General features: G+C 52.5%; 23 protein-coding genes. 11 read left to right on the plus strand and 12 right to left on the minus strand.

The features are described 5' to 3' along the window. Positions 1 to 106: 106 nt before the first annotated feature. Positions 107 to 517 (minus strand): nucleoside diphosphate kinase regulator, encoded by a 411-nt coding sequence (gene rnk / locus ACT9TW_RS11225; protein WP_446492407.1) that lies wholly within the window; start codon positions 515 to 517, stop codon positions 107 to 109. 253 nt (positions 518 to 770) lie between these two features. Here rnk and ACT9TW_RS11230 point away from each other — a divergent pair, with 253 nt between their 5' ends. Next, positions 771 to 1,601 carry an alpha/beta fold hydrolase gene (locus tag ACT9TW_RS11230; RefSeq protein WP_446492408.1) on the plus strand — a complete coding sequence of 277 codons (831 nt, stop codon included), beginning with the start codon at positions 771 to 773 and terminating at the stop codon, positions 1,599 to 1,601. Positions 1,602 to 1,690: 89 nt separating this feature from the next. Further along, positions 1,691 to 2,308: a flavin reductase family protein gene (locus ACT9TW_RS11235; RefSeq protein WP_446492409.1), complete on the plus strand. Its 618-nt coding sequence runs from the start codon at positions 1,691 to 1,693 to the stop codon at positions 2,306 to 2,308. On the opposite strand, the gene rna is transcribed toward ACT9TW_RS11235, so the two are convergent. Both rna and dcuC read right to left on the minus strand, forming a co-directional pair. After that, positions 2,302 to 3,111 (minus strand): ribonuclease I, encoded by an 810-nt coding sequence (gene rna / locus ACT9TW_RS11240; RefSeq protein ID WP_446492410.1) that lies wholly within the window; start codon positions 3,109 to 3,111, stop codon positions 2,302 to 2,304. The two genes, ACT9TW_RS11235 and rna, sit on opposite strands and share 7 nt — an antisense overlap. A gap of 89 nt (positions 3,112 to 3,200) precedes the next feature. Next, positions 3,201 to 4,574, minus strand: a complete 1,374-nt coding sequence (dcuC, locus tag ACT9TW_RS11245; RefSeq protein WP_182060002.1) for an anaerobic C4-dicarboxylate transporter DcuC — start codon at positions 4,572 to 4,574, stop codon at positions 3,201 to 3,203. Between the two features lie 342 nt (positions 4,575 to 4,916). Here dcuC and ACT9TW_RS11250 point away from each other — a divergent pair, with 342 nt between their 5' ends. From ACT9TW_RS11250 to cspE, 7 genes are all read left to right on the plus strand, one after another. Then, positions 4,917 to 5,318: a hypothetical protein gene (locus ACT9TW_RS11250; RefSeq protein ID WP_446492411.1), complete on the plus strand. Its 402-nt coding sequence runs from the start codon at positions 4,917 to 4,919 to the stop codon at positions 5,316 to 5,318. A gap of 54 nt (positions 5,319 to 5,372) precedes the next feature. Further along, positions 5,373 to 5,687: a copper-binding protein gene (locus ACT9TW_RS11255; protein ID WP_182060004.1), complete on the plus strand. Its 315-nt coding sequence runs from the start codon at positions 5,373 to 5,375 to the stop codon at positions 5,685 to 5,687. A gap of 11 nt (positions 5,688 to 5,698) precedes the next feature. Further along, the gene (locus tag ACT9TW_RS11260) at positions 5,699 to 6,955 is read left to right on the plus strand and encodes a TolC family protein (protein ID WP_182060005.1); all 1,257 of its coding nucleotides are present in this window, start codon (positions 5,699 to 5,701) and stop codon (positions 6,953 to 6,955) included. Then, the gene (locus tag ACT9TW_RS11265; protein ID WP_315688112.1) at positions 6,952 to 8,157 is read left to right on the plus strand and encodes an efflux RND transporter periplasmic adaptor subunit; all 1,206 of its coding nucleotides are present in this window, start codon (positions 6,952 to 6,954) and stop codon (positions 8,155 to 8,157) included. Before ACT9TW_RS11260 ends, ACT9TW_RS11265 begins: the two co-directional genes overlap by 4 nt. Then, positions 8,154 to 11,270, plus strand: a complete 3,117-nt coding sequence (locus ACT9TW_RS11270) for an efflux RND transporter permease subunit (protein WP_446492412.1) — start codon at positions 8,154 to 8,156, stop codon at positions 11,268 to 11,270. Before ACT9TW_RS11265 ends, ACT9TW_RS11270 begins: the two co-directional genes overlap by 4 nt. 163 nt (positions 11,271 to 11,433) lie before the next feature. Further along, on the plus strand, positions 11,434 to 12,009 hold the full coding sequence (pagP, locus tag ACT9TW_RS11275; RefSeq protein WP_446492413.1) for a lipid IV(A) palmitoyltransferase PagP: 576 nt from the start codon (positions 11,434 to 11,436) through the stop codon (positions 12,007 to 12,009). Between the two features lie 190 nt (positions 12,010 to 12,199). After that, positions 12,200 to 12,409, plus strand: a complete 210-nt coding sequence (cspE, locus tag ACT9TW_RS11280; RefSeq protein WP_000034825.1) for a transcription antiterminator/RNA stability regulator CspE — start codon at positions 12,200 to 12,202, stop codon at positions 12,407 to 12,409. Positions 12,410 to 12,629: 220 nt separating this feature from the next. Here the strand turns inward: cspE and crcB are convergent, their stop codons facing one another. Next, positions 12,630 to 13,013: a fluoride efflux transporter CrcB gene (gene crcB / locus ACT9TW_RS11285; protein WP_446492414.1), complete on the minus strand. Its 384-nt coding sequence runs from the start codon at positions 13,011 to 13,013 to the stop codon at positions 12,630 to 12,632. A 67-nt stretch (positions 13,014 to 13,080) separates the two neighbouring features. Between crcB and ACT9TW_RS11290 the strand changes: the two genes are divergently transcribed. Together ACT9TW_RS11290 and tatE are read left to right on the plus strand one after the other, a co-directional pair. Further along, positions 13,081 to 13,869 carry a deaminated glutathione amidase gene (locus ACT9TW_RS11290; protein WP_446492415.1) on the plus strand — a complete coding sequence of 263 codons (789 nt, stop codon included), beginning with the start codon at positions 13,081 to 13,083 and terminating at the stop codon, positions 13,867 to 13,869. 126 nt (positions 13,870 to 13,995) lie between these two features. Continuing rightward, the gene (tatE, locus tag ACT9TW_RS11295; protein WP_014069320.1) at positions 13,996 to 14,199 is read left to right on the plus strand and encodes a twin-arginine translocase subunit TatE; all 204 of its coding nucleotides are present in this window, start codon (positions 13,996 to 13,998) and stop codon (positions 14,197 to 14,199) included. A gap of 83 nt (positions 14,200 to 14,282) precedes the next feature. Here tatE and lipA read toward each other — a convergent pair whose 3' ends face one another. From lipA to mrdA, 8 genes are all read right to left on the minus strand, one after another. Further along, the gene (gene lipA / locus ACT9TW_RS11300) at positions 14,283 to 15,248 is read right to left on the minus strand and encodes a lipoyl synthase (protein WP_006809637.1); all 966 of its coding nucleotides are present in this window, start codon (positions 15,246 to 15,248) and stop codon (positions 14,283 to 14,285) included. 207 nt (positions 15,249 to 15,455) lie between these two features. Beyond that, complete coding sequence (locus tag ACT9TW_RS11305; RefSeq protein WP_446492416.1) at positions 15,456 to 16,409, minus strand: YbeF family transcriptional regulator; 954 nt, start codon at positions 16,407 to 16,409, stop codon at positions 15,456 to 15,458. Between the two features lie 301 nt (positions 16,410 to 16,710). Beyond that, positions 16,711 to 17,352 carry a lipoyl(octanoyl) transferase LipB gene (gene lipB / locus ACT9TW_RS11310; RefSeq protein ID WP_182060011.1) on the minus strand — a complete coding sequence of 214 codons (642 nt, stop codon included), beginning with the start codon at positions 17,350 to 17,352 and terminating at the stop codon, positions 16,711 to 16,713. 92 nt (positions 17,353 to 17,444) lie between these two features. Further along, positions 17,445 to 17,708: a DUF493 family protein YbeD gene (gene ybeD, locus ACT9TW_RS11315; protein ID WP_182060012.1), complete on the minus strand. Its 264-nt coding sequence runs from the start codon at positions 17,706 to 17,708 to the stop codon at positions 17,445 to 17,447. Between the two features lie 106 nt (positions 17,709 to 17,814). Then, positions 17,815 to 19,026 (minus strand): D-alanyl-D-alanine carboxypeptidase DacA, encoded by a 1,212-nt coding sequence (gene dacA, locus ACT9TW_RS11320; protein ID WP_182060013.1) that lies wholly within the window; start codon positions 19,024 to 19,026, stop codon positions 17,815 to 17,817. A gap of 139 nt (positions 19,027 to 19,165) precedes the next feature. Further along, positions 19,166 to 20,275: an endolytic peptidoglycan transglycosylase RlpA gene (rlpA, locus tag ACT9TW_RS11325; RefSeq protein ID WP_446492417.1), complete on the minus strand. Its 1,110-nt coding sequence runs from the start codon at positions 20,273 to 20,275 to the stop codon at positions 19,166 to 19,168. 16 nt (positions 20,276 to 20,291) lie between these two features. Then, positions 20,292 to 21,404, minus strand: coding sequence for a peptidoglycan glycosyltransferase MrdB (gene mrdB, locus ACT9TW_RS11330; protein ID WP_182060015.1), 1,113 nt, complete (start codon positions 21,402 to 21,404; stop codon positions 20,292 to 20,294). 2 nt (positions 21,405 to 21,406) lie between these two features. After that, entirely contained in the window at positions 21,407 to 23,308 is a 1,902-nt protein-coding gene (gene mrdA / locus ACT9TW_RS11335; RefSeq protein WP_446492418.1) for a peptidoglycan DD-transpeptidase MrdA, read from the minus strand. Positions 23,309 to 23,326: the final 18 nt, after the last annotated feature.

A 23,326-nucleotide genomic window follows, 5' to 3' on the forward strand; every position in this document is an offset into this window, starting at 1 on the left:
CGTGGATTAAGGAGGTTTTGCGCGATATAAGACGAATGGGTGAATTTCGGAAAGAGGATGCGCGGGCATCCTCCGGGCAAAGCGGTGGTCGCTTGTTCAGAAGGGATTAACGAAGGTAATCGCCGGCCGCTTCTGGCTGGTAAAGCAGTTCGAGCACTTCAAGATGCGTAGCGGTACCGCCGGGCAATTCCCAGTGGATGGTGTCGCCGGTACGCAAACCAATTAACGCCGCGCCTACAGGAGCCAGAACGGAAAGCTGCGTGCTGCTGTCGGTCATTTGTGCTGGGTAAACCAGGGTGCGGGTACGCTCTTCACCGGTGGTCAGGTCGCGGAATTTTACCTTGCTGTTCATCGTCACCACATTCTGCGGCATCGACTCTGGCGTACACATTTGCGCCCGATCCAGCTCAGCATTCAGTGCATCTGCAATGGGCAGTGCAGCAAATTCTGGCTTTTCAAGAAGCCTGTCGATACGTTCTGCGTCGAGTTCATTAATGATAATAGTGGGTCTGGACATTTATTACTCCATGTCGTTAATGCTGCGTGTAACGCAGAAACCAATCCAAAAGAAAACCCTCGCCGTCTGGCAGCGAGGGTTTAACTCTCCCGATGATACTCACTGAGCACGCAAGTTTGAAGTGATGAAGGTCACATTCATCGGTCATATGAATTTTTGGCGAAAAACGTGATCACTCGCAAATTTGCATTATCCTTTTTAAGCGCCCTTATTCGGCGACTATCCGCATTCAGTGTTCCGTTAAGGAGATCTCATGAGCGATTACGACAAACTTACCTTGAAAGACGGCAGTTATTTGCATTTTAAAGACTGGGGAAGTGGGCAACCCATCGTGTTCAGTCACGGCTGGCCGCTGACGGCTGATGCCTTTGAAGATCAAATGTTGTTTCTGGGGTCAAAAGGATTTCGTGTGATTGCGCATGACCGACGTGGTCATGGCCGCTCGGCACAGCCTTGGGACGGGCATAATATGGATCAATACGCTGACGATTTGGCTGAACTGACGGCGCATCTTAATCTGAAAGATGCGGTGCATGTGGGTCATTCAACAGGCGGTGGGGAAGTGGCGCGCTATATTGGCCGTCATGGCACACAGCGCGTGGCGAAAGCCGTGCTGATTGGCGCTGTTACACCGATTATGATCAAAACCGATTTCAACCCGAATGGGGTGCCGAAAGAGGTCTTTGATGGTATTCGGGAAGGCGTGGTTAACGATCGTGCGGCATTCTTCTACGAGCTGACCGCCGCGTTTTACGGTTATAACCGCCCGGGCGCGAAAGAGTCAAAAGCGGTACGTGAAAGCTTTGTTGAGCAGGGGCTGCAGGGTTCTATTAAGGCACTGTACGACTGTATTAAAGCCTTTTCGGAAACCGACCTGCGTGGCGATCTGAAAAAGATGGCCATCCCGACGCTGGTCATTCACGGTGATGATGATCAAATCGTACCGATCGATACCTGTGGACGGGTGGCGGCGGAGCTCCTGCCTGATGCGCAACTCAAGGTGTATGCGGGTGGCTCACACGGTATCTGTACCACCCATAAGCACCAGATTAACGACGATTTGCTGAAATTTATTCAGTCTTAATTTCTGGCGGATTGCGTTACGCTGATTGTCCTGAAACAGGGCAATGAGCGAAGCGTAATTCGTGTACGCCCTATCCACCAGAGATAACTATGTACTTCTATGAACCTTCTCAGGGGCACGGCCTGCCGCATGACCCGCTGAATGCTATCGTTGGCCCGCGCCCGATTGGCTGGATCGCCTCCTGTGACAAAGAGGGGCGGCCAAATCTTGCACCTTATAGTTTCTTCAACTGCTTTAACTATCGCCCGCCGATCATTGGGTTTTCCAGCAATGGCTGGAAAGACAGCGTGCGTAATATTGTCGAAACGGGTGAGTTTGTCTGGAACCTTGCAACGCTGGATCTGGCGCATGCAATGAATGAAACCTCTGCAATGCTGCCGCAAGGTGAAAATGAGTTTGCCTTTGCCGGGTTAAAGACCGCCGAGAGCAAGCTGGTTAAGGCACCTCGCGTGGCAGAAAGCCCGGTGAATTTCGAGTGCCGCCTTTCACAGTGCATTCAGCTGACGGGGGCCGATGGGTCGCCAATAGAAACCTGGCTGGTGTTGGGGGAAGTTGTCGGGATCCATATTCAGGAATCGCTACTGGAAGAGGGGATTTACCAGACCGCCAAAGCCCGTCCAATACTGCGAGCGGGTGGGCCGACGGCCTATTATGCCATTAGCGACGAGCACCGGTTTGATATGGTGCGCCCGGGGGCAGGTCAGTAACCGACTTTATCGATAACGAATTGCTTACCGCAGTTACCGGGATGTGGCTGCGCGGCAAAAGAGGTCGCTGAAAGCGGATTGTTAATGGTGTCGGCGTTCAGCGAGAGCTGCAATTCAGTGAGATAGGCCGGATTACCGTTACAGGTCAGTTTGATGGCTTTGATACTCTCTTTCCCCCATCCTTTGCCGACGGCATCATCAAAATCGCTACGCTTAACGGTTTTCCCGTAGTTATTGGCCAGGAATTGCCCCAGCGGGCTGCTTTTCACTTCCTGATTCATCCGCACCATGGTGCCGAAATAGGCATCGGGGTCGAAGCCAAAGCAGACGCCATGTTTGGCATATTCGTAGCGCTCAAGACAAGAGTTACCACCGGCTCCCGGCATCACGCTGTTGAGTTTTGCTGCGCCCGACAGGGATAACCCGGTTTCGGCGGCTGAACATTTACGGCTGGCTTTCACTTCCGGCATGTTGGGGATCGGGCGAGTGGCGCAGCCAAAACGCATCCAGCGGCGTTCATCCACCCCGCGCGAGGCAATGGATTTTGGCAGGCCAGGCCACAGACCGTGCACGGTCAGGAAATCGGTTTTGGTCTTGCTCTCTTTTTGCAGGCGACACTCGTCCGGTTCGTTACGGTTGCGCTCGACCATGCTCTGACAAAACCCGGTTTGCCAGGAGAGCGCCAGAACGTAGCGATCGAAATCCCCGTACTGCGTTGCCTTAAGAGGTTCTGCCTGTGCGGAGAAAACGCAGAGTGCAAGCGCCATAGCGCCAGACGGAAAAACAATATCCTTCCTGAACATTTGAATTCCTGAATGATTGAAAACGGATTATTTCTGGAAGTTATTAAAGCACAAAAAGCGCCCGCAGGCGCTTTTTGCAGGTGAGTAACTTATCCCACCGCTGTGCCAGGCACCAGCACTTCGGTTGCAATGATGACCACGATCAGGCCAACAAGAACGGGAACAGAGGTACGTTTCACCACTTCAAACGGTGATATTTTTGCCATCCCGGCAACGGCAACCACCACACCGGAAACCGGAGAAATGGTGCGGCCCAGGTTGGATGCCTGCAACATCGGAATGGAAAGATAAGCCGGGTTGATACCGGAGGAGTGCGCCAGTTTAGGGATCATCTCAACAAAAGCGTAGAACGGTGCATTACCAGAACCGGTGGTCATTGCAGCCAGCATGGTCAGAATTACCAGCACCAGCATCAGGATAATGCTGGCAGAGCCGAAGGAGGTGGCAATGGAGATCAGGCTCTGGATAAAGCCGATGGTGCTCAGCCCCTGAGCAAACACGCCAGCAGCCACCAGCAGCATTACTACACCTGCAAAGGCATCCGCCATACCGCGGTAGGCCACTTCCAGCCCGGAAAACACCTTCTGAGTATTGAAGCCACGCACAAATTCCAGCATCGCCGCCAGCAGGATGCAGATAACCAGGATCGTAATGATATGCAGCTGTGGACCCCATTTGCCGTCAAAAATCAGCACGCCAATAATCGGTGTAAAGGGCAGGATGGCGTAAAAGGTTGGTGCGGTAGTGGTGATCTCACCCACATCCAGCATTTCGTGGCTGATGTTCTCTTTTTTGTCGAGATAGCGCTGCCAGAAAAAGTGGGCAATCGCCATGGCAATAATGGCGGCAATCGAGATAGGCAGCGTGGTTTTAAACGCAAAATCGATCAGCGACATTTCAGCGGCTTTTGCTGCCAGCACCACATCACCGGAAGTTGGTGAAAGAATAATGGCCGCCGGAGAGGCGCAAATAGCAGCAGCCGCGCCACGGCTGATCCCCACGTTGACCATGATGGGGAACAGTGTCGCCATTAATAGCACGCCAAGACCTGTGGCAGACGAGACGGCCAGTGACATCAGGCAGGCCAGGAAATAAGCGGCGATCATCAGCAGGTATGGGGAGTTGATGAATTTCAACGGCCGGGATGCCAGCTTAACGACCATGTCGTTCGCGCCGATGTGGGTCATAAATGCCGCAAAACCGCACAGCATCATGATCATCATACCCAGGTCGCCGCCACGGCTCATGAGCAGAATTTTAATGTATTCGACAATGTCGGTCGCGGTATAGCCCGTACTGGTTTCGCTGGCGGGTAAGACTTTATGGCCCAGTAAGGCGCTAATAATGAGCAGCGTCAGACCGCCGACAAACAAGACCCCAGTGGCTGAGTAGCCTTTAATGATGTAGCGGGCTACACCGACAATGACGACGACTCCGATAAGGAGCTCAATAAACGTAAGCATGGTTTCCCCTGTATCCCTGCTGCCCGAGAGCACAAATAATCAATAAAAAAAGAAGGATGAAATGTGCCGAATTAATGGCCTGTCATTGCTGATTAAAATCAATAAATATACTACTAAAGGAGAGAGTAACGATATTTTGCCATTACCCTATCATTTGCATCATGGGGTTATTGACTCAATGAATCATTATTATATGTCATATAAATGATATTGAAGTGTTAATGCATTTGGGGCTATTTATCAGGGGATTGATAAAGAACGTAAATCTCTTTAAAAGCACTTTCTATTCTTTCTTTTCCCTGCATATACTCTCAGCACTTTTTTCAACCTGATGACGCCGATATGCACGCCAGCTGGACTTATCGCCTGCGCTTTTTCAAAAAACATCTGCTGATGTTTTTGATAGCCTTTGGCTGGCTGTTGATCCAGAGTCAGGTTGCTGTTGCCTCTCACGATTGTTCTATCGACCTTCGGGGTAACGTCGCGGCAATTCAGCATATGGATATGATGGCTAAACCTGGCCCTGTTCATACCGCTGATGTTTCGCCGCTGTGTGAAAAACACTGTGTGCCCGATCAGGCACCAAAAGATCCTGCTCATCCTCAACTGGTGGCGCTACCTGCCACTATGACCCTTACCCTGAACACGCCGGAATGTACGGATGTAAGCCCGTCTGCGTGGTCAATCACCCCTCCCGCTGTGGGGCCACCGGCAACCATTCTTTTTTGCCGGTTCAGAGAATAAAAACCTGTTAATTCGTTGATTTTATTTTAATTTACGTTTAACAGGAGCTTTATCATGCGTGCTTTATTTCTTTCCGCGCTGCTTGGCGCGTCCGTCTCTTTTTCTTCTTTTGCCGTCCAGGCGAATGAGGTAACCACTCCGACTGCACAACGCTGGCAAGGCCATGGCGTTGTCCAGGCGTTTTCCGCCCAGTCTGTCACTCTCGAACATGACGCCATTCCTGAACTGAAATGGCCTGCCATGACGATGCCATTTACCTTGTCATCCGGTGCCGTGCTCAATGGTGCGAAACCCGGCGATCGGGTGACGTTCATCCTTGAACGTTCAGGTGACGGGTTTCAGATCGTCTCGCTGACACCACAGCGCTAAGCGAGGACTTCATGAAACAACACACACTGGGCCTATGGCTCGGTGGGGTGATGTTCGGGTTACTCAGCTCAGCCGTACAGGCAGAGCCGTGGACGCTCGACCAAACCCTGACCGAAGCGCAACGCTATTCCGCGGAGCTATCTGCCAGCCGTAATGAAGCACAGGCGCTGGATGCGATGGCGGATTCCGCGACCCAACTACCCGACCCCAAACTGAAGTTTGGTATTGAAAACGTGCCAGTACAGGGGAACAACGACAGGCGTCTGACGCGTGAAGGCATGACCATGCAAAAAATTGGCATCATGCAGAGCTATGTCAGTTCTGAAAAACGCGAACGTAAAGCGCAAACCTTCCAGGCGCAGGCACGAGGCGTGCTGGCAAAAGGGGAGGCTATCCGCGCGGTACTTCAGCGTGATACCGCTCAGGCCTGGCTCGAACTGGCGTTAACGCAGCAGGCGCTGAAAAAAGCGAAAGCGCTGGTCAGCGAAACCGGGCGTCAGCGCGGTGTGCAAAAGGCAAGCGTAGGGGCGGGCAGTTCTACGCCAGACAGCGTACTGGCGCTGCAAATGACCCTGAGCGCAATGCGCGATAAAGAGACGCTTGCTCAGCGCGATGTGCAACTGGCACAAAGCCGCCTGTTTCAGCTGACGGGGCAATCAATCACCGATGTGAGCGGGCCTTTGCCACGTTACCAGCGGCTCCCCGCCGATGAAAAAACGCTGGAAGAGGGGATAGTCCAACACCCGGAAGTGGAAGCCGCCCGACGGGAGGCCGACACCGCGAAAGCCCGTTCTGCACAATCGGCCATCGCCGCCATACCTGACGTGGATGTTGAGGTGTTCTACGCCCATCGTGCTGAAGGGTATGACGATATGGCAGGGGTCATGTTCAGCGTTGATTTACCGATCTTCCAGTCCAAAAGGCAGGACAAAGATTATGCCGCTGATGTCTCCCGGTCGATGCAGGCGGTAGACCAACTCACGCTGATTAAACGTGAGCATATCGCGCAGGTGCAGTCGCTGGTGGCGCAGTATCAGGCGGCGCAAACCTTATGGCAGCGCCAGAGCGAGGAGATCCTCCCGTTACAGCGCCAACGGCTGGAGGTGATGACGGCGCAATATCGTTCGGGGCAGTCAGAGCTGCCTGCATTACTGGAGGCGCGCCGAAGCGTACTGGATACGGAACTCGCGGCGAATCAGGCGGAGCGCGAGATGGCGCGGAACTGGGCGGCGATCCAATGGCTGATCCCACAGGAGCTGGCAAAATGAAAACAACGACCTTATCCGCAGTTGCGATTGCGGTGTTAGTGGCGGCCGGGGGCGGGTATTTTGTGGGGCAAAAGCAGTCTCATCAACCTGTGGCGCAGTCGCAGCCCACTGAGCGTAAAGTGCTTTACTGGTACGATCCCATGATGCCCGGACAGCGTTTTGATAAGCCCGGGAAATCACCCTTTATGGATATGCAGTTGGTGCCGCGCTATGCAGATGAAGAAAAGGCTGCGTCCGGTGTTGGGATCAGTGCGCAGCAGCAACAAAACCTGGGCATGAAGACAACGAAAGCGCAGCTACATCAGCTGAATGTCCCATTCTCCGCTTTTGCCACGGTATCAACGGATGAACGGGGGGTGACCGTGGTTTCGGCGCCCGCCAACGGCGTGGTGAAACAGTTGTATGTCAACGCCCCACAGCAGCAGGTGAAAGCCAATGAAGCGCTGGCGCAGCTCTGGATCCCACAATGGACTACCGCACAACAGGAGTATCTGGCCGTCCGTCAGCTTGGTGACGCCGGGTTGACACGCGCCGCACGTGAGCGACTGGCGCTGCAATTTATGCCGGAGGAGGTGATCCGGGCGCTGGAACGAAGCGGCAAACCGCAAACCACGCTGACACTTCGGGCGGCGAAAGCAGGATATGTCGTTAAGCTGGATGTGCGCGAGGGTGCGCAGATTACGGCAACGGCCCCGCTGTTCGAAATCGCCAGTCTTGACCCGGTGTGGCTGGTTATTGACTACCCGCAAACGCAGGCGCAATCCCTGAGTGTGGGCACTGAAGTGGTTGCCACGACACAGAGCTGGCCGGGCGAGCAATTCCACGGCACGGTCAGTGAGCTACTCCCGCAGATGGAAACCACCACGCGCACCCTGAAAGCACGCATCGTGCTGAACAACGCCGGGCAGAAATTAAAACCCGGAATGTATCTCAGCGTATCGCGCGCCCAGGCAGCACAACGTCCGCCAGCCCTTGCCGTACCTGAAGAAGCGGTCATCAACAGCGGGGAATCTACACGTCTGCTGCTGGCTACCGGGGACGGTTATTTCCGCCCGGTCAATGTCAAAACAGGGTTGACTGCCCAGGGCTGGACGGAGATCACATCGGGCCTGAAAGCGGGGGATGAAGTTGTCACCTCTGGTCAGTTCCTGATTGATTCAGAAGCGAATCTGCGCAGCGTGATGCCGGAGGTGACCCAATGATTGCTGCGGTGATTCGTGCCTCCTTACGTAACCGTCTGCTGGTGATCCTGGCTGCGCTGATCATGGCCGGGTGGGGCTGGTGGGCGGTGCAGCGTGCGCCGCTGGATGCACTTCCCGATCTCTCTGATGTGCAGGTTATCGTCAAAGCGAGCTATCCCGGCAAAGCGCCGCAGGTGATAGAGGATCAGGTCACCTGGCCGCTGACCACCTCGATGCTCTCTGTGCCTGGGGCTAAAACGGTGCGCGGCTTTTCCATGTTTGGTGATGCCTATGTCTACGTGCTGTTTGAAGATGGCACGGATTTGTACTGGGCTCGCTCCCGTGTACTGGAGTATTTAAGCCAGGTGCAGTCGCAATTTCCGGCGGGGGTTAAAGTCTCGCTGGGGCCAGACGCCACCGGGGTTGGCTGGATTTACGAGTACGCTCTTGTCGATCGCACTGGAAAACACAGTCTGGCAGACCTGCGAGCTATCCAGGACTGGACGCTGAAGTTTGAACTTAAAACCGTGCCGAACGTGTCGGAAGTCGCCAGCATTGGCGGGATGGTGCGCCAGTACCAGATTGTCGCCGATCCTGCCAGGATGCGCGCGCTGAACATTACGCACAGCCAGCTCTCCAGCGCGGTACAGGCTGCTAACAAAGAGGGTGGCGGCGCATTGCTGGAAATGGGAGAGGCCGAATATATGGTGCGAACCACCGGCTATTTGCGGTCGCTGGATGATTTTCGCAACGTGGTGATCACCAGCCGGGACGGTGTGCCTGTCCTGTTAAAAGACGTTGCGACCATTGGATTTGGCCCGGAGATCCGCCGGGGTGTGGCGGAACTGAATGGTGAGGGTGAGGTTGCCGGGGGCGTGGTCGTGATGCGCTATGGGCAGAATGCGCTGGACACCATTCACGCGGTGAAAGCAAAGCTCAGTGAATTGCAGAAAACGTTGCCAGAGGGTGTGGAAATTGTACCGGTCTATGACCGCTCAACCCTGATTGAAGAGTCGGTTAAGACGCTGACGCATAAGTTGCTTGAAGAGTTTGCGGTCGTGGTGGTGGTTTGTGCGCTGTTTTTATTCCATTTCCGTTCGGCGCTGGTGGCTATTGTCTCTTTGCCGCTGGGGATCCTGGGGGCATTCGTGGTGATGCACTATCAGGGGATCAACGCGAACATCATGTCGCTTGGCGGGATCGCCATTGCTATCGGGGCGATGGTCGATGCCGCGATTGTCATGATTGAAAACATGCATAAAGTGCTGGAGCAATGGCGACATGATAACCCGGATAAAACACCGTCGTCCGGGGATTACTGGCACCTTGCGGAGCGTGCCGCCGTGGAAGTTGGTCCGGCGCTGTTTTGTAGTCTGCTTATCATCACCTTGTCGTTCATTCCGGTGTTTTCGCTTGAGGCGCAGGAGGGGCGAATGTTTTCCCCGTTGGCATTTACCAAAACCTGGTCAATGGCGGTGGCGGCAGGCCTTGGCATTACCCTGGTGCCGGTGCTGATGGGCTATTTTATTCGCGGCAAGATCCCTGACGAAAAAGCCAACCCCATCAACCGGGTACTGATTCGCTTGTATGAACCTTTGCTGGATAAGGTGCTCTCGTTTCCGAAAACCACACTGATGCTGGCGTTTGCGCTTTTAGTGGCGACCCTCTGGCCGCTAAGCCGGCTGGGAAGTGAGTTTATGCCGCCTCTGGATGAAGGGGATTTGCTGTACATGCCATCCACGTTACCGGGGATTTCCGCCCGGGAAGCATCGCGGTTATTGCAGCAAACAGACCGGTTGATTAAAAGCGTGCCGGAAGTGGAAAGCGTATTTGGTAAGGCCGGAAGGGCGGAATCGGCAACCGATCCGGCACCGCTCACCATGCTGGAAACGACCATCCACTTTAAACCCCGCGCTCAGTGGCGCCACGGAATGACAACGCAAAAACTGGTAGAGGAGCTGGACAAAACGGTGTCCGTACCCGGAATTGCTAACGTGTGGGTGCCGCCTATCCGTAACCGGCTGGATATGCTGGCCACCGGGATAAAAAGCCCGGTAGGCATAAAGGTGAACGGCAATAATATCGTGGATATCGAGCGGGTCGCCCAGCAGATTGAACAGGTGGTGAAGCAGGTGCCTGGCGTCACCTCGGCCCTGGCGGAACGCCTGGCTGGCGGGCGCTATGTGGATATTCGTATCGACAGGCAAAAGGCTGCGCGATATGGCGTGTCCGTCGATGAACTGCAAAGTATGGTCTCTACGTTAGTGGGGGGCGATAACATTGGAGAAGTCATTCAGGGACGTGAACGTTATCCCATTAACCTGCGTTATCCACGAGACCTTCGCGATAATGTGGATAAATTGCGCCTCTTACCCGTGATTGCCGCGAACGGTAGCCAGATTGCGCTTGGCGAGCTGGCGGATATTGTGGTGACGGAAGGACCGCCAATGTTAAAAAGCGAAAATGCGCGACTGTCTAACTGGATTTATGTCGATTTGCGCGGGCGTGATCTGAAGTCAGCGGTAGATGAAATGCAAAAGCGGGTGGCGGAGCAGGTCGTTTTACCGCAGGGGGTGTCGCTCTCCTGGTCCGGGCAATTCGAATATCTTGAGCGGGCAACGGCAAAGCTAAAAATAGTCCTGCCAGTTACCCTCATGATTATATTTATACTGCTCTGGCTAACCTTTAAACGCGTGTCAGATGTCCTGATAATAATGGGGACATTACCTTTTGCACTTATTGGGGGGGTGTGGTTGCTGTGGCTGCTTGAATATAATCTGTCAGTGGCGGGGGCGGTAGGATTTATAGCACTTTCCGGTGTCGCGGCGGAATTCGGGGTAATAATGGTCCTCTATTTAAATCATGCGCTGGATAAGTATCGTCTGCGGGAGCCTGACGGCGGGAGTGCTATGGTGATGCGCGCTATCCATGAAGGTGCGGTGCTTCGAGTCCGCCCGAAAGTGATGACAGTTGCCACTATCATGGCGGGGTTGCTACCCATTATGTGGGGAGGCGGCAGCGGTTCGGAGGTGATGCAACGCATCGCAGCTCCTATGATAGGTGGCATGGTAACTGCGCCGTTGCTGTCAATGCTGGTTATTCCTGCACTTTATAAGTTGTTACATCGACGTTAAATATGCATCCTGTATGCGCTTATTCAGGCATACGGGATAATGTAACTTCGGAATATTCCCAGAATAAGTGGCATTAATTAGGAATAACGCTGATGTCGTTAAGTCACCATTCAACTATTCTATGGTAAACTTTGCCCCGAATACTAAGAATGGTAATTGCATTGTGATCGTACGAAATAATTTTTCCTTGATTTTATTGTTTATTTTTGGGTTGTTAACATTTTCTTCTGGTGCCATGGCAGAAGAAAGCGCGACGGATAAAGGTTGGTTCTCAACTTTTACGGATAACGTCGCACAAACCTGGAAGGAGCCAGAGCACTATGATCTTTATATTCCGACCATAACGTGGCACGCACGTTTTGCGTATGACAAAGAAAAAACAGACAAATACAACGAACGTCCGTGGGGGGCTGGTTTTGGCCAGTCGCGCTGGGACGAAAAAGGGAACTGGCACGGCATCTACCTGATGGCCTTTAAAGATTCCTTTAACAAGTGGGAACCGATTGGCGGCTACGGTTGGGAGAAAACCTGGCGACCATTAGCAGACGATAACTTCCACGTGGGTCTGGGCTACACCGCTGCGGTCACTGCGCGCGATAACTGGAATTACATCCCTATTCCGGTGATCTTGCCACTGGCGTCCATTGGTTACGGTCCTGCAACGTTCCAGATGACGTATATTCCAGGAACTTATAACAACGGTAACGTTTACTTCGCGTGGATGCGTTTTCAGTTTTAACTGAAAAAACTTTACGTGCTGGTGAAAAAGTGTACTGTCTTTGAATCGTAAAGGATAAAAATCCTTCAGTGAAAATTAACGCGACTTTTGTCACTTTTTATCAAAGATCCGCTGGACAAAACGTCCCACAATTGTTGTACTGATACCCGACACAGCATTTGTGTCGTTTTTTAATGTAAAGGTAATTTTGATGTCTAAGATTAAAGGTAACGTTAAGTGGTTTAATGAGTCCAAAGGATTCGGTTTCATTACTCCAGAAGATGGCAGCAAAGACGTGTTCGTACACTTCTCTGCAATCCAGACTAATGGTTTCAAAACCCTGGCTGAAGGTCAGCGCGTTGAGTTTGAAATCACTAACGGTGCCAAAGGCCCTTCTGCTGCTAACGTAATCGCTCTGTAATTCAGACGCGTCAGCAAGAATTTCAAAACCCGCTCCCTGAGCGGGTTTTTTTTCGTTTTGAATCAGCCAAGAAAATAGATTTTCAGGAAGCTGGCGATGATCAACACGCTCAGCAACACCATTCCTGCGCTCATCAAACTGTCTTTCATTCCGTCACCCTCGTTCAGTATTGCAACCAGAGTGACAGAGAAAAGTTAAGCCAACATTAACGCTCCCGACGTTACTGCGGGCTGGCTGAGGAAAATAACCAAAATGCGATAGCCGTCATCGCAAACGAACCCAGCATGTTGATTGCAATGTTCGTCAATGCCCAGGTGAATCGGCCTTCCTGGAACAGGAACACCACCTCGGCAGAGAAAGTAGAGAATGTTGTCAGACCGCCACAGAAACCGGTGGTGATCAAAACCTTCCACACCGGGTCGATATGCGTCATTCGGTTGAACCAGGCGAGCCCCATACCAATGATAAATGCGCCAATCAGGTTAGCAGTAAGCGTACCCATGGGGATCGCCTGATGCATGGGATTAAACCGCATACTTAAGAACCATCGCGCAACGCTCCCTGTACCACCACCAATAAAAACGGCTAAAAGTAGTTGTAACACGCTAAATACCTGCTATTTGATGTGTAAGAGCATCAAGTTTAACGCTGATTATGAGTAGGGGACAAATATGTATGTTGCGGTTGGGCAGTTTGCGGTAACGCCACTCTGGGAAGAGAATGCGCAAAAATGCGTGGCCCTGATGGCTCAGGCTCAGCAAAAGGGGGGGTTGTTGCTGGTGCTCCCTGAAGCGCTGCTGGCACGTGATGATAACGACCCAGATATGTCAGTGAAATCAGCTCAGCCGCTGGATGGCGGCTTTTTGCGGCTGTTGCTTCAGGAAAGTGCGGGTAATCAACTGACCACAGTTCTGACGGTCCATGTTCCGTCTTCGCCGGGAAGGGCGGTGAACACCCTTGTGGCGATCCGTGAAGGTGCGATTATCGCGAGCTACGCTAAATTACATCTCTACGATGCGTTCAGCATTCAGGAGTCACGCCTGGTTGACCCTGGAGACATCATTCCGCCATTGATTAACATCGACGGCATGAACATCGGATTGATGACCTGCTACGATGTACGCTTTCCTGAGATGGCGATGAGCCTCGCCCTTAAAGGGGCTGATGTGCTGGTATTGCCTGCGGCGTGGGTAAAAGGCCCGCTTAAAGAGCACCACTGGGCGACGCTGCTTGCCGCCCGTGCGCTCGACACCACCTGTTATATTGTGGCTGCCGGGGAGTGCGGGAATAAGAATATTGGCCAGAGCCGGGTTGTTGATCCGCTGGGGGTGACGGTCGCTGCAGCTGCGGAAGCACCGACGTTGTTGATGGCCGAGATATTTTCAGCCAGAATTTCTCTTGCGCGCCAGCAGTTACCCGTTCTGCAAAATCGTCGGTTTGCGCCACCGCAATTATTCTGATGTTTTTTTCAACAATGCTTGATTCACCTTGTTACAGATTGCTATTGTGTGCGCGCGTCAAATGACCGTTAATAAGATCAGGTTTTTGGCGCTGAATGCAGCCTGTTTTATGTAAAGAAGGTATCTATGGGTGAGATTAGTATTACCAAACTGCTGGTGGTTGCCGCACTGGTCGTCCTGCTGTTTGGTACCAAGAAGTTACGCACACTGGGCGGTGACCTGGGTGCAGCAATTAAAGGCTTCAAAAAAGCGATGAATGACGATGATGCGGCTGCGAAGAAAAGCGCCGAGGATGACGTCCCTGCTGAGAAGCTTTCTCACAAAGAGTAATAGCAATGCCTGAGGGCTTGCGAAAAAAAACCGGCTCAATGGCCGGTTTTTTTATGACGTAACTGTAAATAAATATTTCTATATTATTTAACTTCTTCGCCTTTCGCCTGCATATCAGCGTGGTATGACGAGCGAACAAACGGGCCACAGGCTGCATGGGTAAAGCCCATTGCCATTGCTTCAGCTTTCATTTCGTCGAACTCATCCGGGCTAACATAACGCTGTACCGGCAGGTGATGGCGGCTAGGCTGCAGATACTGGCCCAGCGTCAGCATGGTTACGCCATGACGACGCAGATCGCGCATCACTTCAATGATCTCGGCATTGGTTTCACCGAGGCCAACCATCAGGCCTGATTTGGTCGGGATATGCGGATGCGCTTCTTTAAAACGCTCCAGCAGCTTCAGGGACCAGTTGTAATCTGCACCAGGGCGAACCTGACGGTAGATACGCGGTACGTTTTCCAGGTTGTGGTTAAACACATCCGGCGGTGTTGCAGTCAGGATATCCAGCGCACGATCCATGCGTCCACGGAAGTCCGGTACCAGCGTTTCGATTTTAATGTTTGGACTTTTCTCACGGATAGCAGTGATACAGTCAGCAAAGTGCTGAGCGCCGCCATCACGCAGATCGTCACGGTCAACAGAGGTAATCACCACATAGCGCAGTGCCATGTCGGCAATCGTCTGAGCCAGTTTTTGCGGTTCGTTAGCGTCAGGCGCAACAGGGCGGCCATGCGCTACGTCGCAGAACGGACAGCGGCGGGTACAAATTGCACCCAGAATCATAAAGGTCGCTGTGCCGTGATTGAAACATTCAGCAAGGTTGGGGCAAGAGGCTTCTTCACAGACAGAGTGAAGGCCATTTTTACGCATCGCCGCTTTGATCCCCTGGATACGCGAAGAGTCTGCCGGTAGTTTGATTTTCATCCATTCCGGTTTTCTTAACAGCGCTTCGCGCTCTGTAGCCACGTTTTTAACCGGGATAAGGGCCATTTTATCGGCATCGCGGTATTTAACACCGCGTTCCATCACAATGGGTTTACTCATAGCGTGCGTGTTCCAGTTGCGAATATCGAAGGAAAGCGTTTCAATTCAAGGGAATGTTGTATTTATCAACTATTTTTGAACGAACGACAGGCAGTATATCATTGAAACGGTCGATAAAGCAGCCTGCCAGGTCGCCAAATTGTAAAATAGTTGTTGTTTTGTGCCTTTTGCCCCGCACCCGGCAGGGGCTTGTTCTGAATGAGCCTGTCAGAAGGCCTGGCGGATGACGTTGATGACGTTTTCGAGTACCGGATCGCGCAGGCTGAGTTTGTTGTAATGCAGGGAAATTTCAACAGATTCAGTGTTCAGCTGCGGTAAGGGGATGCTCTCCAGCGGCCAGCATTTACACAGTAAAGAGTACAGCCGGGCGGGCATAACGCAAAGCATGTCGCTGCTGCTAATCAGGGATGCCATCGTAAACATATTGTAACTGCTGAAGCTCACCTGACGTTCCGGGAAAAGCTCGTCTAAGCGCTGACGAAGAACGTTCATGCTTTGCCCTTCGGTCATGAACGATGAATGCTCGTAGCCACGTAAGTTTTCCAGCGTCAGTGGTTGACTGAGTGCCGGGTGATGCTGTCGACATACCAGCGTCAGGCTATCAGCATAGAGAACATTCTGCCCTAATGCTCTGGCGTTAAAATTATTGCTGTCGATAATTAGGTCAGTCTGAAACTGTGCGAGCTGAATTTCAGGCTCACTGACGGGAACATTACGTAGCAGCAGTTGTGGAGCGTGTTGTTTCACCGCCTGATAGATGATGGGCATAACCAGAACGCCAACAGAAGGCGATGTACCAATGGTAATCGTTCTTTGCTTGTCATAGCTTCCAGTCAGGTCCAGCGCGCCCAGAATCGATTCCAGCCCCTGGCTGATGTACTCATGCAGGTGAGTCGCATAGGCTGTGGGCGTTACGCCCTGGCCTTTACGTATAAATAAGGGGTCGGGAAATATGGCGCGCAATTTCTGAATTGACTGGCTAATTGCAGAGGGCGTGAGATTAAGAATTTTCGCAGCGTTAACGATACCCTTGTGGACATAAACTGCCTCAAAAATAGTCAGTAAATTGAGATCAATATTACGTAATGTCCGAAAAATTTGCGGTTTATCTTCACTACCGGGTTCATTCAGGCGTTTGGCTGGTAAATTATTATACTCCACGCTTTCACTCCGTATTCATTCACAATATGAATGATAGTTGAAATTATTTATTATGCCTGTAGAGATTCGTAAAGTGTTTTGTAGGTGTCACTTGTTTATCAAAAACAAACAGTTGTGTGATTATCACGCAAGCTACTTGAGCCTCTCAATCAGCTCAGGCAGTGGGCTAAATAATTTATAGCGCTAATATGCGGGTGCGTTCAGGCGCTTCGAAAATATAGAATCTGCGGATTATTGTAAAGCGTAAAAGCGGCAAATAAGTGATGGCTCGTCAAATAATCAAGCCATCATGTATGATATATTAAGCAGGGATATATTCGTGGGGTGGATTGTTAAGTAGCGCTAACAAGTTGTTCAACAGCACCGGTCGAATAATATCAGGTGTGGCTGTTTCGACCCACTGGCGCATTTGCGTCATTTCCATTCCGGCATATCCACACGGGTTGATACGTAAGAACGGCGCGAGATCCATATTAATATTTAACGCCAGCCCGTGAAACGAACAGCCCTTACGAATACGCAGACCCAGCGAACAGATCTTCATTTCTCCAACGTACACGCCTGGCGCATCGGCCCGGGGATGGGCATCAATACCGTATTCCGCCAGTGTGTTCACCACGGTTTGTTCCAGCAGCGTGACCAGTTCACGAACGCCAAGTTTTCTGCGTTTCAGGTTCAGAAGAACATACATCACCTGCTGACCCGGACCGTGATAGGTGACTTGCCCACCGCGATCGCTCTGAATGACTGGAATATCACCGGTCGTCAGCAGATGTTCTGCTTTGCCAGCTTGCCCCTGAGTAAACACCGGAAGATGTTCAACCAGCCAGATTTCGTCAGGTGTCGTTTCATCGCGGGAATCGGTGAAGTCATGCATGGCCTGGGAGACAGGCTCGTAAGGTTGCAGCCCGAGTTGGCGGACAAGAATTTTATCCTGGTACAAAACTGTGTCTCCGAAGACAGGGAGAAAAGATGAGGGGATTATACCACAGCGGGGAGAGGGGTTACCCGGCAAACCGGGTAACCGCAAAGGGACTACAGCACCATACGAACAATTTCGATATTGCCGAGCTCTTCGTACAGCGTCTCAACCTGCTCAATATGCGTGGCAGTGATGGTAATAGAAACCGAGTGGTAGTTGCCCTTGCTGCTTGGTTTTACTGACGGAGAGTAGTCGCCCGGCGCATGGCGCTGTACCACTTCAACCACCTGATCAACCAGCTCAGGCAACGCCTGCCCCATTACTTTGTAAGTAAATGAGGTAGGGAATTCAAGCAGTTCGTTAAGTTTGGTTTTCATGTCAGCTCCGGCGTAACGTCAAAAAATAATAACTCCCACATCAGGTGGGAGTTATCAGGATAGTTAGTATATGGGGATCAAAATCACACTTTCAAGTGTTCAATTTTTATCCAAACCAGTGATGGAACATCAATTTAATGTAATCAATGATTTTGCCGAAGAAATTGCCTTCAGGAATTTCTTGCAACACCACCAGTGGGCGCTGATCGATGGTTTTGCCATCCAGCTGGAAGTTAATGGTGCCCACAACCTGGTTTTTCTGCAGCGGAGCATGGAGTTCAGTGCTGTTCAGCACGTAGCTGGCTTTCAGATCTTTCATGCGGCCGCGTGGAATGGTCAGATACAGATCTTTGTCCACGCCCAGTGATGCACGATCGTTGTCACCAAACCAGACTGGCTCAGAAGCAAACTCTTTACCTGCTTTCAGTGGGTTCACGGTTTCGAAGAAACGGAAGCCCCAGGTCAGCAGTTTTTTGCTTTCGGTTTCACGACCTTTAAAGGTGCGACCACCCATAACGGCAGAAATCAGGCGCATCTGGCCTTCAGTGGCAGAGGCAACCAGGTTATAACCCGCTTTATCGGTGTGACCAGTCTTGATGCCGTCTACGTTCAGGCTGTTGTCCCACAGCAGACCGTTACGGTTGGTCTGGCGGATACCGTTGAAGGTAAACTCTTTTTCTTTATAGATGGAGTATTCGTTAGGCACGTCGCGAATCAGCGCCTGACCAATCAGCGCCATATCACGTGCGGAGCTGTACTGGCCATCAGCATCCAGGCCGTGAACGGTCTGGAAGTGGCTGTTTTGCAGACCCAGAGCGGTCACGTAGCTGTTCATCAGGCCAACAAACGCGTCCTGGCTACCGGCAGCAAAGTCGGCCATTGCCACACAGGCATCGTTACCGGATTGCAGGTTGATACCACGAATCAGCTGAGATACAGGAACCTGCATTCCAGGTTTAAGGAACATCAGGGATGAACCTTTAAACACCGGGTTGCCGGTCGCCCAGGCATCGTTACCGATAGTCACCAGATCGCTTTCTTTGAACTTACCGGCTTTCATGGCCTGACCGATAACGTAGCTGGTCATCATTTTGGTCAGACTGGCGGGATCGCGACGGGCGTCGGCATTCTGTTCTGCCAGAACTTTGCCAGAGTTGTAATCGATCAGGATGTAGGATTCCGCGTCGATTTGCGGAACGCCAGGGATCATGGTCTTGATATTCAGGTCATCGGCGTGAGCCGCAGAAAGTGCAGCTGCGCAAAGGGCCGTGGTCAGCGCCATGCGCTGCACAAAACGAGCAGAAAAAGTGGTCTTCATGGTCAGAACTACGACATCCGTGATGGAATTAAAAAAAGTGCCTTACTATAGCAAATGCTATACAGGCAGGCATCCGACTTTCAGTGCGAGTTTGTGAATGTTAGTTACACAAATCGACAATTCGGATACCGCCGATGAGTTATTTTGCAACAGCGATAAACGATTGCAATTGCGCTTCGCTTTGCAGGCGTTGTTGCAGGGCGGACGCCTGTGATTTGCTGGCAAACGGCCCCATCTGGATACGCCAGACTGCGCCATTTTGCTCAACACGCCCAGGAACGCTGAATTGCTGACTCAAACGCTGTTGATACTGTTTCGCTCGCGCCTGGTCACTTACCGCACCCACCTGAACGACAAAACCACCGCTTGCAGCAGCTGGCGCAGCAACTTCCGCGCTTTGTGTTGCCACTGGCGCTGTCACCGCAGCGGGTTGCGTTACCGGCGCTGCAACGACCGGTGCGGGTGTTGGCTCGCTACCTTCAAGTACACCTGACGCTAAGGTTGTTGGCGCACCGAGAAAACCACTGCTCTTCACTGGCGCGCCAGTGCTGTCATCGCTCTGCAAGGTATCATTGCTGATTGCACGGACTTCACCCTGCGGTGCAGCAGGCTCTGCCGGAGAAGACGCGCCACCCATACCACCGCTTAAATCCGGGCGTGAAGGAAGGGCATAGGTCTGTTTGGCAACGGTTGTACAGGCAGTACCCGGGCCAGACAGCGTACCATCCTGCGCCACGATGATAGGGTCGATACGCACCTTGGTGTTGTTAGACGTGTTCAGACGGTCAGCGGCAGCGCGAGACAGTGAAATCACACGGTCGTTACCGTAAGGACCACGATCGTTGATGCGCACGACAATCATGCGACCATTTGCCAGGTTCGTGATACGGGCATAGCTTGGGATTGGAAGCGTCGGGTGTGCCGCGGTGATCTGCGCGGGATCGAACGTTTCGCCAGAGGCCGTCAGGTTGCTACCCGGCTCTGCATCGTAGATGGCGGCAAAACCGGCCTGGCTAAAGCGTGACGGGTCTTGCACAATCTTGTAGCTCTTACCATCGCGCTGATAATCCTGATTTGCTGTTGCGTTCAGCGGCTCATAACTTGGATCGGCGCCGCTGATTTCAACAATCGGGCCGTTACAGACCGCAGGCTGCGGCGGCGCGACGGTCGCCTGCTGCTGACCATCATCACTTGAACAGGCTGCAAGCAAACTTGCTGCGATGCAGATACCCAGCCACTGCTTACGCATTGCGATCCCCTTATTTTTATACGCTTTTGGACAACATTTTTCTGTGGGTATGGATCGACATCACGATACCAAACCCGGCCATCAACACGATCAGTGCCGAGCCCCCGTAACTAACCAGCGGTAGCGGTACGCCTACAACCGGCAGAATACCACTCACCATACCAATATTTACGAAGACATAAACGAATAAAATCAACATCAACCCGCCGGCCATCACGCGGCCAAACGTGGTTTGCGCGCGCGCCGCAATCCAGAGCCCGCGCATAATAAGCAGCACGTAGAGCGCCAGCAGGATTAAGATGCCAACCAGCCCCAGCTCTTCCGCCAGAACCGCAAAGATAAAGTCGGTGTGGCGTTCTGGTAAGAACTCAAGCTGTGATTGCGTGCCGTGGAGCCAGCCTTTACCGCGCAGACCGCCGGAACCAATTGCAATCTTCGACTGAATAATATGATAGCCCGCGCCCAGGGGATCGGTTTCCGGGTCGAGAAGCATCATCACGCGCTGGCGCTGGTAATCATGCATCAGGAAGAACCAGAGGATCGGGATGAAGGCCGCGACCAGGACCACTGCGATACCAATCAGGCGCCAGCTCAGACCCGACAGGAACAGCACAAACAGACCGGAAAGCACGATAAGAATCGATGTCCCGAGGTCAGGCTGTGCGGCAACCAGCAAGGTTGGCAGGAAGATTAACGCCAGTGCGATGGCGGTGTTCTTCAATGAAGGCGGGCAGACGTCGCGGTTGATAAAGCGTGCCACCATCAGAGGGACGGCGATTTTCGCTATCTCTGACGGCTGGAAACGGACTATGCCCAGGTCCAGCCAGCGTTGCGCGCCTTTGGATATCGCACCGAAGGCATCTACCGCCACCAGCAGGATAATACAGAAAATATACAGATAGGGTGCCCAGCCTTCGTAGACGCGCGGCGGGATTTGCGCCATCACGACCATAATCACCAGACCCATCGCTATCTGGCCGACTTTACGCTCCATCATGCCGATATCCTGGCCGCTGGCGCTCCAGATAACCAGAGCACTGTAGAACAGCAGAGCCAGAAGGATCAGCAGCATGGCAGGGTCGATGTGGATTTTATCCCACAGCGATTTTTTATTTGGATTATCCGTCATGATTATTGGTCCTCCGTCGCTGCGGATGCCGGGTTTTCAGTCGGCAGTTCAGTGTTGTTGTCACCCAGCATAATATGGTCGAGGATTTGGCGCATGATCGTACCAACAGCCGGGCCTGCTCCGCCGTTTTCCAGGATCATTGCCACCGCAACCTGCGGGTTATCATAAGGGGCAAACGCCGTCATGAGCTTGTGGTCACGCAGACGCTCAGCAATACGGTGCGCGTTATAGGTTTCGTTCGCCTTCAGGCCAAATACCTGCGCGGTACCTGATTTAGCTGCCACTTTATACGGCGCACCGGCGAAGTATTTATGGGCCGTACCGTTCGGACGGTTGGCTACGCCGTACATACCGTCTTTTGCGATCTCCCAGAAACCAGAGTGAATATCCCCAACCGGCGCTTCATGTGGCTGGTTCCACGGCACTTTCTTACCGTCTTCCACCGTGCTCATGAGCAGGTGCGGCACTTTTACCACGCCATCGTTGATGAGGATCATCATCGCTTTGTTCATCTGCAACGGCGTTGCCGTCCAGTAGCCCTGGCCGATACCCACAGGAATGGTATCACCCTGATACCACGGTTTTTTAAAGCGCTTCAGCTTCCACTCACGGGTTGGCATGTTGCCAGAACGCTCTTCTGACAGGTCAACACCGGTGTAATGCCCGTAGCCGAACTTACTCATCCACAGTGAGAGCCGGTCAATACCCATGTCATAGGCGACCTGATAGAAGAAGGTATCCGCCGATTCTTCCAGCGATTTAGTGACGTTCAGATGACCGTGGCCCCATTTTTTCCAGTCACGGTAGCGTTTATCGGAACCTGGCAACTGCCACCAGCCGGGGTCAAACAGGCTGGTATTACGGTTAATGACACCCGCGCTCAGGGCCGAAACGGCAACATACGGTTTAACCGTTGATGCCGGAGGGTAAACACCCTGGGTCGCACGGTTTACCAGCGGGGTGTTCGGGTCGTTCAGCAGGCCAGAGTAGTCCTTGCTGGAGATCCCGTCGACAAACAGGTTCGGATCGTAGCTTGGCATAGAAACCATCGCCAGGACGCCGCCACTGCGAGGGTCGGTCACGACAACTGCGGCACGGCTGCCTGCCAGCAGGGTTTCGATATATTGTTGCAGTTTCAGATCGAGCGTAAGGTAAACGTCGTGTCCCGCCTGCGGAGGCACTTCTTTCAACTGGCGGATCACGCGACCACGGTTATTGACTTCAACTTCTTCATAACCGGTCTGGCCGTGCAGGACGTCTTCGTAATAGCGCTCAATCCCCAGCTTACCGATATCGTGCGTTGCGGCGTAGTTTGCCAGCTTGCCGTCTTTATCGAGCCTGTCGACGTCTTTATCGTTAATTTTGGACACGTAGCCAATAACGTGCGTCAGCGCCGAGCCGTACGGGTAGAAGCGGCGTTTATAGCCTTTAACTTCAACACCGGGGAAGCGGTACTGGTTGACCGCAAAACGGGCAACCTGGACTTCCGTCAGGTTCGTTTTTACCGGAATGGAGGTGAAGCGGTGTGAACGCGCGCGCTCTTTTTTGAAGGTTGCGATATCGTCATCGTTAAGATCGACAACGCTTTTTAGCGCGTCCAGCGTATTCTGCACATTGTCCACTTTCTCAGGCATCATCTCGATTTGGTAGATGGTGCGGTTGAGTGCAAGTGGCGTGCCGTTACGATCGTAAATAATGCCGCGGCTCGGGGCGATAGGAACCAGTTTGATACGGTTTTCGTTGGAACGCGTCTGGTAATCGGTAAAGCGGACAATTTGCAGATTATAAAGGTTGGCGATCAGCACGCCGGTAAGCAGCAAAATCCCCGTAAAGGCGACCAGCGCCCGGCGCACAAACAGCGCGGACTCAGCCGTATAGTCGCGAAAAGAATTCTGTAGTTTCATCCGCTGCTTAATCTACCC

The organism is Enterobacter sp. C4G1, assembly GCF_052886895.1.

What these genes read in the sequence shown, in the direction of transcription:
- tatE (WP_014069320.1), top strand. Translation starts at nt 13,996, where the DNA reads ATGGGTGAGATTAGTATTACCAAACTGCTGGTGGTTGCCGCACTGGTC.
- lipA (WP_006809637.1), bottom strand. Translation starts at nt 15,248, where the DNA reads ATGAGTAAACCCATTGTGATGGAACGCGGTGTTAAATACCGCGATGCC.
- ACT9TW_RS11290 (WP_446492415.1), top strand. Translation starts at nt 13,081, where the DNA reads ATGTATGTTGCGGTTGGGCAGTTTGCGGTAACGCCACTCTGGGAAGAG.
- rna (WP_446492410.1), bottom strand. Translation starts at nt 3,111, where the DNA reads ATGTTCAGGAAGGATATTGTTTTTCCGTCTGGCGCTATGGCGCTTGCA.
- rlpA (WP_446492417.1), bottom strand. Translation starts at nt 20,275, where the DNA reads ATGCGTAAGCAGTGGCTGGGTATCTGCATCGCAGCAAGTTTGCTTGCA.
- ACT9TW_RS11235 (WP_446492409.1), top strand. Translation starts at nt 1,691, where the DNA reads ATGTACTTCTATGAACCTTCTCAGGGGCACGGCCTGCCGCATGACCCG.
- mrdB (WP_182060015.1), bottom strand. Translation starts at nt 21,404, where the DNA reads ATGACGGATAATCCAAATAAAAAATCGCTGTGGGATAAAATCCACATC.
- ACT9TW_RS11250 (WP_446492411.1), top strand. Translation starts at nt 4,917, where the DNA reads ATGCACGCCAGCTGGACTTATCGCCTGCGCTTTTTCAAAAAACATCTG.
- ybeD (WP_182060012.1), bottom strand. Translation starts at nt 17,708, where the DNA reads ATGAAAACCAAACTTAACGAACTGCTTGAATTCCCTACCTCATTTACT.
- ACT9TW_RS11255 (WP_182060004.1), top strand. Translation starts at nt 5,373, where the DNA reads ATGCGTGCTTTATTTCTTTCCGCGCTGCTTGGCGCGTCCGTCTCTTTT.
- ACT9TW_RS11260 (WP_182060005.1), top strand. Translation starts at nt 5,699, where the DNA reads ATGAAACAACACACACTGGGCCTATGGCTCGGTGGGGTGATGTTCGGG.
- dacA (WP_182060013.1), bottom strand. Translation starts at nt 19,026, where the DNA reads ATGAAGACCACTTTTTCTGCTCGTTTTGTGCAGCGCATGGCGCTGACC.
- ACT9TW_RS11230 (WP_446492408.1), top strand. Translation starts at nt 771, where the DNA reads ATGAGCGATTACGACAAACTTACCTTGAAAGACGGCAGTTATTTGCAT.
- cspE (WP_000034825.1), top strand. Translation starts at nt 12,200, where the DNA reads ATGTCTAAGATTAAAGGTAACGTTAAGTGGTTTAATGAGTCCAAAGGA.
- ACT9TW_RS11270 (WP_446492412.1), top strand. Translation starts at nt 8,154, where the DNA reads ATGATTGCTGCGGTGATTCGTGCCTCCTTACGTAACCGTCTGCTGGTG.
- rnk (WP_446492407.1), bottom strand. Translation starts at nt 517, where the DNA reads ATGTCCAGACCCACTATTATCATTAATGAACTCGACGCAGAACGTATC.
- dcuC (WP_182060002.1), bottom strand. Translation starts at nt 4,574, where the DNA reads ATGCTTACGTTTATTGAGCTCCTTATCGGAGTCGTCGTCATTGTCGGT.
- ACT9TW_RS11265 (WP_315688112.1), top strand. Translation starts at nt 6,952, where the DNA reads ATGAAAACAACGACCTTATCCGCAGTTGCGATTGCGGTGTTAGTGGCG.
- mrdA (WP_446492418.1), bottom strand. Translation starts at nt 23,308, where the DNA reads ATGAAACTACAGAATTCTTTTCGCGACTATACGGCTGAGTCCGCGCTG.